This is a genomic window from Methylophaga sp., assembly GCF_965655755.1.
Taxonomy (GTDB): Bacteria; Pseudomonadota; Gammaproteobacteria; order Nitrosococcales; family Methylophagaceae; genus Methylophaga.
In genome coordinates this window covers 50538-63627 of sequence record NZ_CBFHHW010000010.1, presented here as the reverse complement: position 1 = coordinate 63627, position 13090 = coordinate 50538, and the positions used below count along the sequence as shown (strand labels likewise).

Here is a 13090-nt window from a genome sequence, read left to right as displayed (position 1 = left end):
CCAATCCAGAACATTCTGAGACTGAGACCGAGACCGAGACCGAGACCGAGACCGAGACCGAGACCGAGACCGAGACCGAGGCAACTCGATCCTCAGTTAACGATACATTGGAAACGGAGGTCGTTAATACAAAGGATGTTCAGCAAAGTTCTAATGAGACGACTCAGATACAAGAACAGGAATCCGATATTGATGTGCATATGCCTGACTGGATTATGGCGCAAAAATCGACAGACTACACTTTCCAATTAATGGGGTCGTGGTCCTACGAGGAAGTATCTGAGTTTATAGACAAAAATGCATTAACGGGACAGGTAGCCCGCTTTACTAGTTTACGAAATAACAAACCTTGGCATGTGGTGGTATACGGGGTGTATTCATCGAAAAAAGCGGCTCTGACAGCAAGCAATCAGTGGCCAGCCCCGTTGAATACCCTACCTACATGGTTACGCCGCTTTGATAGCGTGCAAAATCAGATTAAAGATAAGGGCGTATCGCCTTGATAAGGCTAGTTGCTTGCGTTTGGTAACTGGCAAAAACAGCACGATAAACAGAGCGTTTATTGATTTTTGCCTGAGATAAGATTCCTTGCTGAACTAAGGGTAAAAGATGATCTTTATTGGGTGCTTCAAAACAGATAACACCTGTTTCTGAGTTAACAATTGGCCAGTCAGTCAGTTCAGAGAGTTGAATATGAAATTGTCTGGCCTGGGCCAAACGTTGTCGTGTCATTTGATAGAACCATTTTTGTCCCAATAGCCTAAGATTAAGCCATAGCGGCATAAATAACTCAGCACCATACGAGCCTGCGAGCTGTTTTTCTGGCGTTTTTTCCAGATAATTAACATCACCCTGTAAAAGCTGTTTTTGATGACGACTCATAACAATGCTGCAGGGGCGCGGCAGGAATAAAGACTTATGCGGATCAAAACTGATTGAGTCAGCTTTCGCCAAAACGCCATACAATGGTTTATTCTCTGGAAGCATTACCACTGCGCCACCCCAGGCTGCATCAATATGTATCCAACTTTCATAGTCGCTGACTATGTTTAAACAGTCCAATAAAGGATCGATGCTGCCGGCTGCAGAGCTACCCAGGTTGAGTACAACTGCTAAAGGTTCTTTTTGCTGACAAGCCGTCAACAAGGCGTCGGCGCGTAGCCGATCTTCATTATCTGTATCCAAAGCCTGATACTCGAGTCCTAAAATGTCACAGGCTTTTTTCACCGAGTAATGGCTGGCCTTACTGCCATATACAATATTATTACTGACAGATTTCGTATCTCGTGCCTGCCACAAGGCTTCTAAATTACTATAAGTTCCACCATGGGTGAATCGTGCAAAGGGCTGATGAAAATGTGTTTTAACCCATTCTAAAGCTGAAGTTTCAGCTTGCTGGAGATAAGGGTATAACTCTGCTGAGAGGAGGTTACCTTGATGCAATCCCGCAATTCTCTGGCCTAAAAGACTATAAGGTGCAAGATTAGGCGTCATATGGGCAGCCCAATGCGTCTGCTGATGCAAGGCTGCTTCCCGCAGCAACATGTGGCAGTCATCATCCAGCAATGCGTGTCCAGTGTCGTTGCCTTCAAGGCTGTTAGTGTTCAGTCTGTTGAGCAAAAGACTGATAGTTTCGGCCTCTGGCAATGTTTGTGTCATCTCAGAACGAGACCTTTATCTGGAAATAAAGCTTGCTGTTGAAAGTGAAAAAGTTGTGTTTGCACCGGTTGTTCTTCATAAAGGTGTTTAAAGCCTTTATCCAATACACCATGCTCAATCAAAGACTTGATCCGACTGGATACAACGGTACTCCGTTTAATCATAACGAGTTCTTTTGCATGCAGTTGTTGGCTCAACCAAAGTGCCAAACTGTCAGAGCTGATATCCCAGCTATGCGGTAATGCACCCACACCCAATACAGAACGCTCAGGTAGCCAGACATGCAGGCCGTTTTCAAGCTCATTATTGTGCTGAGGATAGTAAAAAGGTTGACTTTGTGGTGCCAGATCGGCGAGCAGTAAGCCAAACTGGGCCATAGCCAGTATGGCCATGTGATGGGCTGTGTCATCACTAAAACGATGTAAACGTTGAGCATGTCGGACTTCATCAGCAAAAGGACCACCGCCAGGAACAATCACAACAGGTTCTTGCTGACTGGCACTATCTAATAGCTCCAGCCATTGACGCAATTCAGGTGTGTGAAACAAACTACCACCTAATTTGATAATTCTCATGACTGACGAAATCTCTCTACCAAGTCAAACATTGCTGCAGCTTTATCGTGCACTTCCTGGTGTTCAGCCTCGACCTCTGAGTCGGCTACAATGCCGCCGCCAGCCCAGAAACGTAATCTATTCTCACTGTATACAAGTGTTCGAATCGTAATATTCGTATCCATATTACCGTCGAAACCGATATAACCAATGCTGCCACAGTACACGCCCCTACGGTTCGGCTCCAGTTCTTCAATGATTTCCATTGCCCGCAGTTTGGGGGCACCTGTTATTGACCCACCAGGAAAGCAGGCACGTAGTAGTGACACTGCTGTTTGATCGTCAGCCAGTTTACCCGTAACAGTGCTCACCAAGTGATGAACTGTTGCAAAAGATTCCAAAGCAAAAGGAGTCGGCACTTTGATGCTTCCTGGATCACAAACCTTACCTAGATCGTTGCGTAACAGATCAACTATCATCAGGTTTTCAGCCCGGTCTTTCAGGCTTGTTTGCAGATCATCAGCCAGCGCTTTATCGTTGACTGAATCATGCAGGTCTCGAGGTCTGGTACCTTTTATAGGCTTGGTTTCTACTTGATCTTGATGAACCTGTAACAACCGCTCAGGAGAAGAGCTCATTACTGAAACCGAGCCGGGATTAAAAAAAGCTGAAAAGGGCGCTGCGTTTTGCATTCGTTGGCGTTGATAAGCCTGCCATGCATCACCTTCCGCTTTAATTTCAAAACGCTTTGCGAGGTTAACCTGGTAACAATCGCCTTCTGTGATGTAGCGTTTAATTTTGTTAAATGCCTCTTTATAACTATTTTCACTAAGGTTGCTGATGAGTTCGCCATCGACAGAGAATGTCTCAGATTGTTCTGAAAAGTCGGCTTTTAGCAAGTCGAGAAGAGCTGGCCAGATTTCTTTTGTGTGAGGGCTGAGTCCATAACTGGCCAACCAGCAACGTTTAAGTTTGTGATCAATGATTACCGCCCAATCATAGATACCGACGGCCATGTCTGGAATCTTTTCGGCATCAAGCGCGTGCTCGGGCATTTCTTCAATACGGCGGCCTAGGTCATACGCAAAATAACCTATGGCGCCACCACAAAAGGGCAGGCTGGTTTCAGATTGCTGTCTAGGGTTAAGGATATTTTCAAGCACGGTGAATGGATCGGCTTTTGATGTTTTTTGCTTGCCTTGCTCGGTGATGAAAGTGTTTTCACCTACTGTTTCAATTGTGATGAAAGGATCGGCTGCCAGAATGTCATAACGTCCGTTTTCACCTTTTGTATTAGCGCTGTCCAGTATAACTGGCCAATCATGCAGGCGTAGCTTGGTAAACAGTGAGGTACTGTCTTCCTGATAAGGGAGTTCGGCACAAAGGGGCGGTAGCTGCAAGCTCATCATTCTATTTTACGATAACTGCTGCTGAGCCAGAAGAGCTAATGCAGCCGCGGGTGCGTGTGTTGCTGCCTGAGGTGAGTTCTGGCATAAGTCGCTGTAATCCAAATAGGGTCGCTGAAGACGGTTGGCAATAGTTTCCACCATAAACCGACCGATGCCAGCCCCCACTAATGGCGCATCATCTGTAAGGTCGACTTGTCTGCTCAGTACCTGCAAGCAGGCGTTTGTAATTTGGTGAAGTTGTTGTTCAGAAAACCACTTGGCAACATCCCGCCACTGTGGGCTTGTGGCATTTTCTGCATCTGTTGCCAGCATACGCGCAAGACGGGATTGGCAATATTTTTTCCCCCAAGGTTTACCATCCGCACTGTTGTCCTGAATGTCTTCAGTTGAAAGTTTGTCCAATAAAGACCAGATATCACCACTGCTTGCGAACCACTCCGCTGCCAATGGGACATACTCACCGTTGAACGGCGCATGTGTGCTGATAGCTAATAAAGGTGTGCGTATAGCCCCGCTGTAAACGAGTTCGCCTGACTTTTGACGAGCATGATCATCAAGTCCAAAAGGCTGTATTTCATGATCAACAAATGGGATAACATCACACGTCGTGCTGCCAATATCGATAAACAAGCCTTGTTCATTTTGACTCGCCGCTAACATAGCGCTTGCCTGCCAATTCATTGAAGCGACAGCATGCCAGTCTTTTTGTGCCTGCTGCTTTGAAAGCCAGTTTTGTTTTCCTGCAAAAATGTGGACTGAGTCTTTCGACAAGATAGCCGTGACGCAATGAAGTATTTTCTCAACACCATCTTGTCGACTATCGAAGGCATCGACCAGTTCACCAGTCATTGTGACCGCATGATGATCAGAAGCACAATCAAGAATCTGAAGTGCCTGTTGCATAGCTTTATCAAGTTCTTCGATGCCTCGCCATAAGGCGCAGGGTAGCTGTAAAACCTGTTTGAGTTGTCCTTGCGTATCACATTGGGCGACTTTGAGGTGTGCGCCGCCAATATCCCAACCACAAAAACCCGTAACGTTATTTTTTTTCATCATTGGCCAGGTAGCTTGTTATGAAGACTCTGATGCAATCTATATGCAGGATTTTTTTTCTGCCTCATAGCTGCTTCGGCGTATGAGCTGGTTAGACGAGGGTTGATATCTATGATCCATAACGTATTTTCTGTTTTGATTAAGTCGATGCCTACAAACCCCCATAATCCCGGCATCGTAGCATGAATTGAACTTGCAAGTTCCAATGCCACTGTTGAATCAAGCTGGTCTTGCCGATGTGGTTCACAATATTTGAGAGTTAAGGTTCTACCGTTCATTTCTATGTGTTGGATATTAATTGATAACAATTCAATGTCGTCTTTCGTCATGAATAAACTCAGGCTTAGGTTTTCGCCTGCTATGAAAGGCTGCACAATCCATTCTCGGTTATCATTTGCTAGCGACTCTCGGGCCTCGTCGGTGTTTAGACAATAGGTCTGTTCACAACCTGCCCCATCTCGGGGTTTTATAGCCCAAGAAGCGTCAGTATCGTGTGAATCAGCGAGCCATTCCTGGGATGCTAATGTGGTTGGTGAACAGAATCCATTTTGTTGCAGATGGTGATAAGTAAGTATTTTATCGCTACAGATGCCAATACTCAGAGAATCACAGCCGAGAACGGTTTTATATTGCTGTTCAAGATTCTGTGTGAGATCCGCAAGAACGTTGTCCGTTTCTGGCGCGATCAGCAGAAACTGATGATATTGCTTGATGGCCTCATCCCAGGATAATTGATAATCAGAGAGACTCGTAATTTCACGTACATAAACGCCTGCCTCGGTAAGTGCCGTATTATCGAGTCGTGCATCACGCATGGTCACAATGTGATGGCCCAGTGCCAGCAAGTCATTTGTAATAGCTTGCAGCATCGCGTTACCTTCGTGCATCAGGCTGACCGAATAGGGCTCACCGCTCAACGCGCCACTGGTAAGATGTTCGTATATAAATAGAGTCATTAACAGGATTCAGTCATTGTTATGCAAATTATACCGGTCATTGATATCAAGGGTGGCGTTGTAGTGCATGCACAGGGTGGAAGCAGAGGTGCTTACCCGCCGCTGAAATCGATCTTAACGCAATCGAATGATGTGATTCAGGTCATGAAGGACATTGTGAGTTGGTATCCGTTTAAGCTGTTTTATATCGCTGATTTGGACGCGATTGTAAAAAATGAGCATCGCTATGATTTTTACCAAGCACTTTGTCAACAATTTCCAACACTAGAGATTTGGCTGGATGCAGGTATCACTTGCGAAAGTGATCTAGTGCAGTATGGGGAGAATAAAAACCTAAAACTCATAGTGGGTAGTGAGACGTTGAAAACGCTCAGCTTGCTTGAAAAAGAATCTACCCGTCAGTCGCTTATTCTGTCTTTGGACAAACGTCACGGTAAAATGCTAGGCGATCAAACCATAGTGGAACGACCCGAGTTGTGGACGGATAAATCTATTGTTATGGATTTGGATGTTGTTGGCGCAGGGAAAGGCCCTAGTTATGACTGGTTACAGAAGTTAATGGCCGCAAGACCAGACATTTGTTGGTACGCCGCGGGTGGAGTGAGAGATAAAAAAGACTTAGAGAAACTGGAGAAAATTAAGGCCGCAGGCACACTTATTGCCAGTGCATTGCACACGGGAAATTTAGATAAAACCACGCTCCAGATTATGGAGCAGAAACATCGCCCTTCGTCAGAAGGGCGATGTGACAATAAGCTCTAAAACTTACTTAGCACCGAATGGGTGTTCGCTCGTTTTGTATTGAGCCACGACATCAGCCGCTTTTGGCTCACGTGCTACGGCACGTTTGATAGCTTCTTTTGTAGCGCGATAGTTCCAGTCTTGGATTTTCTCATCGCTATCAGCTGTTGGAGAGATGAATACACCAACGCAAATGAAGCAATCATCTGCTTCACCAGCAGGGACAGTACCATCTTCAACACACTCAGCAACGGCAAGCGAAACACCGCGTTGTGCTGGGCCGAACATTTGAACGGCTTGTTTCATGTTTTTGATAGTCACTTTGTTGAACATAACTGTGGCTGGTTTAACCATCAGGTTAGGTGCAACAACGGCCAACAGACCGTTAACCCCTTGTTTCTGATCCGTCAAAGTGCGGCAGAATGCATCTTCTGCTGCTGAGCCACGTGGGCCCATGATGAGATCAATATGTGCGACATTGTCTAGGTCACCGTCTTCGATGACCAGCGATTCACCTACAAGTACGCGATCGATTACTGGCATGTTATATTTTCCTGTTCCAAAAAAATTGTCAAAAAGGCTCATTTTTTTCCCTCCTCGCTTGTGAGGAAGGGTTTATACGTAATAAAGGAACGTATCACCTGCTCAGTGCCGTCCGCTGAATGCATCATGGTACTGAAATTCTATGTTGAGAAAGCTTTTGCTGGAATGCATGTATCAACAATGTTGTTGCGACAAGATCTGCGGAAGTTCCAGGATTAATGGCTTTCTGTTTTAATTCTTTATCCCAAGCAGTGAGCTCAGTTATATAAGCATCTAACGTACTGTTTTTGTTCATTTGAAAAACAAGTTGTTTTGCCTTCTCTGTCACTGAGTTTGCGAGCTCAACGGAATGTTTGCGACAAACCAAGCTATCCGGAGCGTTTGATAGTAACTTAAGATACGCTAATCCGGTTGCCCATTCAACACTTTCCCCAGAATTCAATGCGCTTGTCAATGCCGGTAGGCCAATTTCCCATAGTGTATTGAAATTACTTGTATATTGAAGGGCTATCTGATCCCGTTTCTGAGCTATTTTCATAGTCTCTAAAAGTGTGACGGTGGGCTCTTGAGAAATATCTTGTTGATCATTCTTTCCCATTCCACCTGCGTCGGCCATTCGAATAGCTTGATAGCATTTTTTTGCGTCGTCTATAGTGAGTGACGACAATACCTGCTGCAGAGTTTCTTCTAATTCAGAAAAGTCTTCACACCTTTCAATTGCTGTGCATAAAGGGGCAAATAATAAAACGATACCTAAGTTGGTATTGCAGTTGACCACATTACGCGTGGCTTTAATGGATTGTAAGATTCGTTCACCGACTAAAAGGTTTGGCTTTGCCATTACAGGCGCAATTGCTCTGGCACTGTTGATGAAGTCATCAATAGCCATATTGTGGCCATCACTGAAACAATTGACGTTTCCCGGTTTTGGGGCCAGAACTTCCTGCTCACAAGCCCAGAATACAGCGTCTTTTATCTCCGATTCAGACAGCATGATGTGATGAAGCTGCCTTATCGATGCGTCTTAAAATCGCTTTTGCCAGCGCGCCCGCTACATCACTACTCGTTGCCTGATGCAATCCTTTCCATGCCGGGACGCTGTTGACTTCAAGTACGCTAAATTGTCCCGATTGTGTTCGTATGAGATCTACGCCAGCATAGTCAGCATTAACAGCTTGAGTAGCCTTTATTGCTAGTTGTCGCATCTCATCCGAGACGGGCGTTGCAAAACAATTAGCTCCCTGAGCAAAGTTGGTGATCCAGTGGGATGAACGTCGCGACATGGCGGCACTGACTTCACCATCAATCACCAGCAAGCGCCAATCCTGCCAGATGTCTGTTTGTTCAGGTTGCACATATTCCTGTAGATAAAATGCCTCGCCTACAGGCCGTTGTTGTTCAAAGTCCTCAAGATTTTCAATTAAAGCAATTCCCTTTCCCTGACAGCCAAATAACGGTTTCATTACGAGACTGCCATCATTTTCAAGTTGTTTGATGACGATTTTACGTGCCGTTTCAGCATTTTCACATGCCCATGTTTTGGGGGTCTTGATGCCTGCTAAATGTAATCGCAATGAGGTGCGCGCTTTATCGACAGTATGCTCTATTGCTGAGGCCGGGTTGAACACAGGTACACCTAACTCGGCCAAGGTGTGTAACACATCCATACGTAAGGTGATCTGTTCAAGAAAACCGGGCGCGATGCCTCTTACCATGACGGCTGCAGGAAGCTTATCTTCCAGTCCTGGTATGGTTATGCCGGTAGGCGAGTCGAGGTCAATCTGGCACTCAGCCAGATCGGTGAGGATTGTTTCGATACCTAGCTGGCGCAGTGAGGCTACTAACTGTTCACTGTGCCAGCCGTGAGTATCGTTAAATATAACAACGCGAGGAGCGTTCATTTTTGCCGGTTAAAGTCCAAATGATTGATTCAACAAGTCGCGATTCAATTCACCGGCAGTAAAGCTATTACCGGAGTTTGTATTGGTTACAGTCACCTTGCCAGGGCTGAACAGACTGCCATCAATTTTGAAAAAGTCATATTCGTAAGCCTTGAAGATATCGGCGAATGGTCGACCATAATCCGAAGAGGTATTGCTGGGCATTTTTTCGGCGAGATCTTTAGCTTCTTCATCGGTTGCATCGACAAATAACTGTACCTGACCACCAAACAAGATGGCATCGTTAGTACGGCCCATTGCTGTCATAAAATCACCACCGGGAGGCGCGACTGGCGTTAAGCCGTAACCATCAACGATTTTCTCTAATGGGAAATGCAATTCATGTGCTTTATGCATCGCGACTTCCAGAACACGAATGGCAATTTGCATGACACCCGCCAGACTTGATGTTGGCGTAAGGATAAAAGTCAGATTTTCAGGCTTGATACCACAGTTATCAGCGACTTTTTCAGCCACCTCAACAGGTGGGAAGCTATCCACTTCTAAAACAATCACTGTTGAGTCGGCTGTATCCTGATAACCAAATTCTTTGAACAGTTCCTCGCGAGCAGCCAGAGCACGTCCGGGACCTGAACCCAAAGCAAAAAACTTACCGTCTTCACTTTTATGAGAAAGACTCCACCCCGCATATTGACTACCCAGACAGCTCAAAACGGGTGTTTTTGCATGAACATTCACCGACCAGGGCCAGTTATCAAAACCACTGTTTGTGCCCATTGTGGCTGTACCGAGTCCACCCATGCAGATTTCACCGATGCGGCGACCTGCTTCCAGCCCACCATTACAATTAATACCGGCATCAACAATGCGGGTACCGTTCGATAGTTCGGAGATTTCTAAATTGAGGGCCTGTGCATCGGCAATTAAGGCATCAACCAAAGGCTGGCATGCAGCGTTAACGCTGGTCCAGTTGGCGGAGAGTTCACTGCTCATAGATTAATCCTAAATTTGAAGACGAAAATGGGTGAATTATACGTGAAATGGGGCAAACTGTAATTATACAAGTCATTATTGAGCCAGTGATTTCTACGCGGTTTCAGACTGTGCGACGATACGCTATGAGGGTTTCCGCTATGACATCAAGTCGTTTATCGCGAATTGCCTCGCCAATAGCGATGCCGGATAAGCCCGCTTCAATAAATTCTGTCGCGTTGATAGCCGCTGCGGCATCGAAACAGGCCTGAAATGCTTCACCCTCTGGCATAGGAGCATCTTCATAGCCTGGGCGACCACGAAAATCAGCTTCACCTGCAAGTAGGTATTGTTGGAAACGTTCTGGTCGACGAAAACTATCAACACCCTCCAGAACCTGCAATATTCTGTCAGCATCAAGCTCAAATAAAAGGTGTACATCGGTATGAAACTCAGCCACTTTAACAGCAAGAGTTGTCGTGTCTTTAGGCACCCGTAATCGTTTACAAAGGTCTTTGGTTAATTCAATGCTAGTAGCTTCATGTCCTTTGTGGCTGGGCAAAATATCATCGGGAGTGGTGCCTTTACCTAAATCATGGCATAAGGCCGCAAAGCGGACGGCAACATCATCAGTCAAACGTGCTGCCTGATCGATAACCATCATCACATGAACACCAGTATCAACTTCAGGATGCCACTTAGGAATTTGAGGCACACCAAACAGCCGGTCGACTTCAGGGAAAAGTCTCTCAAGTGCGCCTACATCACGCAGGCTGGTAAAAAACAGGGATGGTTTGTCGGTTTGCAGCGCTTTATATAACTCCTGCCAGACGCGCTCAGAGACCAAGTGATTCAGTTCGCCCGAGTCAATCATCTCAGCAATCAATGCTTTGGTCTCATCCGCGATGTCAAAACCAAACCGTGCAGCAAACCGTGCTATCCGAAGGACCCGAACCGGATCTTCAATAAAAGCAGGAGAAACATGACGTAACAGACCGTCTTTAATATCCTGTTTGCCGTTAAAGGGATCAATGAGGTTGCCATCATCGTCTTCCGCGATAGCGTTGATAGTCAGATCGCGACGGGCAAGATCCTCTTCCAAAGTGACATCAGGTGCGGCATGCACCTCAAACCCGTGATAACCATAACCAGATTTACGTTCGGTGCGTGCCAGAGCATATTCTTCGTGTGTTGTTGGATGTAAAAAAACAGGAAAGTCTTTACCCACGGAGCGAAAGCCCTGAGCTAGCATTTGTTCCGGGGTTGAGCCAACCACGACCCAGTCGCGGTCTTTTACAGCCAATCCGAGCAGTTTGTCACGGACACAGCCGCCGACGAGATAGGTTTGCATGACAACAGTTTAAGGTTTTTTGGGCTTAATTGCAGGCATTCGTTCTGACAGCGGTTTGACCGATTGGTTGCGCTGGCTATCAAAAATCGCCGCATAACTCATCACCGTTTGAACATAATGACGAGTCTCATTAAATGGAATATTTTCAGCCCAGATAGCCGCATCCAATTGCTCGGATGGTAACCAGCGCGCAACACGATGCGGTCCGGCATTGTATGCCGCTGTTGCCAAAACAGGGTTTTGTTGGTTTTCATCGTACATCCGTCTCAGGTAAGCACTACCTAATTCAATGTTTCGTGCCGGCTGGTATAGTTCATTCAGCCGTTTGAGGGGACGGTTAATCAGTTTAGAAATGAGACGACCCGTATCAGGCATTAACTGCATTAAACCCATCGCACCAGCATGAGAGCGCGCGGTTGGATTAAAAGCACTTTCCTGGCGTGCAATAGCCAGCACCCATGATGGATCCAGCCCATTCGTCTGACCAGCTTTGCGTATTTCGTTATTGAATATCACTGGGAAACGAAGATCCAGTGCATCCCAGTATTGCGCTTTACCCAACAAGGCAATGGTCTGGTTATGCCAACCCCATTGATGGGTTAAGGTGGCAATAATCTGCAATTCGCGATCGCTACGGCTTTGTCTTAAATGATAGGCCTCACGTCGAGCTTCAAGAAGCATGTCCTGCTGGTAAAATTCGTGTAAGCGTTTAATTGCAGGCTGGTTTTGTAATGCAGACATTTCCTGCTCTGTTATCGGTATTGGCCGATGATTCATCTTATAGGGTTGCGTGAGATGATCGGATGCCAGAAATGAGTAATAGTCGCGTTTTCCGACAATAGCAGAAAAAGTTTGATTCGCAGCTGCGTGTTCACCCAAGCCAGCCTGACTACGTCCTAACCAATACTGCCAGCGGGTAGAGCCTGAATCATCAATATTCATCAGACTAATAGCTTTTTTGGCCGCGCGCCAGTCCTGTTGCCAGATCGCCGCCCGGGCTTGCCACTCACCACCGGGAATATTACCGAAATAGATCAAGGCTTTATCATCTCGGTTCAGGGCTGCCCATTTTCCAATTGCTTTGCGGACTTGGATTTTGTCCTGTTCACTGAATTGGTAATGTGCTCTGAGTCGACGCCAGTTGCTGAATGCCTCCTCGGGTGATCGTCTTGCCTGTCTTTGCAAACCATGAATAATAATTTCTCTGGACAGTGCTTCATCTCTGGCCAGAGAAACCTGATCATTATCGTTAGGCGCTTTGGCCGGTAGTTGTTCGAGTAAGGATTGAGGATTGCTATGAATAACTCCCCAACGTTTTACCCAAGCTTGATCTTGAGTTGGCGTTGTACTTGATTTTGCCAGATAGTTGGCGATAGAAAACTGGTTCTCCCGGAGAGCAAGCATCATTCGCTGTCTACGTAATTCTTCAGTCAGTAAGCCTTGCTGCATCCAGCTTGAAAAAACGGGATCACAGGCTTTGTGTTGCGAATGAGGCACCAGCCACATTGCGGGCGTCAGTTTATAAGCCTGTTGTTTCTGGCCTGTTGCCATTAGGGCTTGCAATTGATAACAGGCGCGTTCGTCCGACTGCGGCGACTGATAAAAGGCTAAATAGTCAGACCAACGTTTTTGTTTAGCCAGTCTATCCAGCCAGGCTCTTCGTAATCTGTCAGCGTAGAAAGTGCCATCCTGTTCTTCAAGGAAACGCTTTATTGTTTCTGTTGAGACATAGCTGAGTCGATGTCTGAGGAATAGATATTCAAGATAAGGCTGAAGAGGGTAACCATCCAGCTGCTTCACTTGTTCCTGGTATAAATTTAGCTGATTGGTTTTAAGTGCTTTTTGTGCCTGCTGGAAGAGCTGACGTTGTTGTTGCAGTTGTTTATCCGCTGCGGCCTGCGAGACAGGTAGCACTACCAGACAAAACAACAATGTTTTTATCAAACGCATG

General features: G+C 46.1%; 13 protein-coding genes. 2 read left to right on the top strand and 11 right to left on the bottom strand.

The genetic code is table 11. From position 1 onward, the window contains the following. A partial coding sequence (locus ACTF5U_RS05360) for an SPOR domain-containing protein (RefSeq protein WP_438970611.1) occupies nt 1–503 on the top strand: 503 nt, incomplete at its 5' end. On the opposite strand, the gene ACTF5U_RS05355 is transcribed toward ACTF5U_RS05360, so the two are convergent. From ACTF5U_RS05355 to ACTF5U_RS05335, 5 genes are read right to left on the bottom strand one after another with little or no spacing between them, the layout of a single operon-like run. Continuing rightward, nucleotides 478–1659, bottom strand: a complete 1182-nt coding sequence (locus tag ACTF5U_RS05355; RefSeq protein ID WP_438970610.1) for a pyridoxal phosphate-dependent decarboxylase family protein — start codon at nt 1657–1659, stop codon at nt 478–480. The two genes, ACTF5U_RS05360 and ACTF5U_RS05355, sit on opposite strands and share 26 nt — an antisense overlap. Further along, nucleotides 1656–2234: an amino acid kinase family protein gene (locus ACTF5U_RS05350; protein WP_438970609.1), complete on the bottom strand. Its 579-nt coding sequence runs from the start codon at nt 2232–2234 to the stop codon at nt 1656–1658. Before ACTF5U_RS05350 ends, ACTF5U_RS05355 begins: the two co-directional genes overlap by 4 nt. Next, nucleotides 2231–3622, bottom strand: a complete 1392-nt coding sequence (pabB, locus tag ACTF5U_RS05345) for an aminodeoxychorismate synthase component I (RefSeq protein WP_438970608.1) — start codon at nt 3620–3622, stop codon at nt 2231–2233. Before pabB ends, ACTF5U_RS05350 begins: the two co-directional genes overlap by 4 nt. Nucleotides 3623–3628: 6 nt before the next feature. After that, a complete protein-coding gene (locus tag ACTF5U_RS05340; RefSeq protein WP_438970607.1) occupies nt 3629–4678 on the bottom strand; it encodes a hydantoinase/oxoprolinase family protein in 1050 nt (349 codons plus the stop codon). Further along, entirely contained in the window at nt 4675–5631 is a 957-nt protein-coding gene (locus tag ACTF5U_RS05335; protein WP_438970606.1) for an ATP-grasp domain-containing protein, read from the bottom strand. Before ACTF5U_RS05335 ends, ACTF5U_RS05340 begins: the two co-directional genes overlap by 4 nt. Nucleotides 5632–5652: 21 nt before the next feature. Between ACTF5U_RS05335 and ACTF5U_RS05330 the strand changes: the two genes are divergently transcribed. Beyond that, nucleotides 5653–6393, top strand: coding sequence for a HisA/HisF-related TIM barrel protein (locus ACTF5U_RS05330; RefSeq protein ID WP_438970605.1), 741 nt, complete (start codon nt 5653–5655; stop codon nt 6391–6393). 3 nt (nt 6394–6396) lie between these two features. Here ACTF5U_RS05330 and fae read toward each other — a convergent pair whose 3' ends face one another. The 6 genes from fae to ACTF5U_RS05300 form a co-directional block, all read right to left on the bottom strand. Then, a complete protein-coding gene (fae, locus tag ACTF5U_RS05325) occupies nt 6397–6915 on the bottom strand; it encodes a formaldehyde-activating enzyme (RefSeq protein WP_008290362.1) in 519 nt (172 codons plus the stop codon). A 124-nt stretch (nt 6916–7039) separates the two neighbouring features. Continuing rightward, nucleotides 7040–7909 (bottom strand): triphosphoribosyl-dephospho-CoA synthase, encoded by an 870-nt coding sequence (locus ACTF5U_RS05320; protein ID WP_438970604.1) that lies wholly within the window; start codon nt 7907–7909, stop codon nt 7040–7042. Continuing rightward, nucleotides 7899–8816 carry an ATP-grasp domain-containing protein gene (locus ACTF5U_RS05315; RefSeq protein WP_438970603.1) on the bottom strand — a complete coding sequence of 306 codons (918 nt, stop codon included), beginning with the start codon at nt 8814–8816 and terminating at the stop codon, nt 7899–7901. Before ACTF5U_RS05315 ends, ACTF5U_RS05320 begins: the two co-directional genes overlap by 11 nt. 9 nt (nt 8817–8825) lie before the next feature. Continuing rightward, nucleotides 8826–9809, bottom strand: coding sequence for a methenyltetrahydromethanopterin cyclohydrolase (gene mch / locus ACTF5U_RS05310; RefSeq protein ID WP_438970602.1), 984 nt, complete (start codon nt 9807–9809; stop codon nt 8826–8828). A gap of 103 nt (nt 9810–9912) precedes the next feature. Then, entirely contained in the window at nt 9913–11139 is a 1227-nt protein-coding gene (locus ACTF5U_RS05305) for a multifunctional CCA addition/repair protein (RefSeq protein ID WP_438970601.1), read from the bottom strand. Between the two features lie 9 nt (nt 11140–11148). Beyond that, on the bottom strand, nt 11149–13089 hold the full coding sequence (locus ACTF5U_RS05300) for a transglycosylase SLT domain-containing protein (protein ID WP_438970600.1): 1941 nt from the start codon (nt 13087–13089) through the stop codon (nt 11149–11151). Between the last annotated feature and the right edge of the window lies 1 nt (nt 13090).

Coding starts and splice junctions, on each gene's coding strand:
- fae (WP_008290362.1), bottom strand. CDS start 6,915: ATGCCAGTAATCGATCGCGTACTTGTAGGTGAATCGCTGGTCATCGAA.
- ACTF5U_RS05330 (WP_438970605.1), top strand. CDS start 5,653: ATGCAAATTATACCGGTCATTGATATCAAGGGTGGCGTTGTAGTGCAT.
- ACTF5U_RS05300 (WP_438970600.1), bottom strand. CDS start 13,089: ATGCGTTTGATAAAAACATTGTTGTTTTGTCTGGTAGTGCTACCTGTC.
- ACTF5U_RS05340 (WP_438970607.1), bottom strand. CDS start 4,678: ATGATGAAAAAAAATAACGTTACGGGTTTTTGTGGTTGGGATATTGGC.
- mch (WP_438970602.1), bottom strand. CDS start 9,809: ATGAGCAGTGAACTCTCCGCCAACTGGACCAGCGTTAACGCTGCATGC.
- ACTF5U_RS05355 (WP_438970610.1), bottom strand. CDS start 1,659: ATGACACAAACATTGCCAGAGGCCGAAACTATCAGTCTTTTGCTCAAC.
- ACTF5U_RS05305 (WP_438970601.1), bottom strand. CDS start 11,139: ATGCAAACCTATCTCGTCGGCGGCTGTGTCCGTGACAAACTGCTCGGA.
- ACTF5U_RS05320 (WP_438970604.1), bottom strand. CDS start 7,909: ATGCTGTCTGAATCGGAGATAAAAGACGCTGTATTCTGGGCTTGTGAG.
- ACTF5U_RS05315 (WP_438970603.1), bottom strand. CDS start 8,816: ATGAACGCTCCTCGCGTTGTTATATTTAACGATACTCACGGCTGGCAC.
- pabB (WP_438970608.1), bottom strand. CDS start 3,622: ATGATGAGCTTGCAGCTACCGCCCCTTTGTGCCGAACTCCCTTATCAG.
- ACTF5U_RS05335 (WP_438970606.1), bottom strand. CDS start 5,631: ATGACTCTATTTATATACGAACATCTTACCAGTGGCGCGTTGAGCGGT.
- ACTF5U_RS05350 (WP_438970609.1), bottom strand. CDS start 2,234: ATGAGAATTATCAAATTAGGTGGTAGTTTGTTTCACACACCTGAATTG.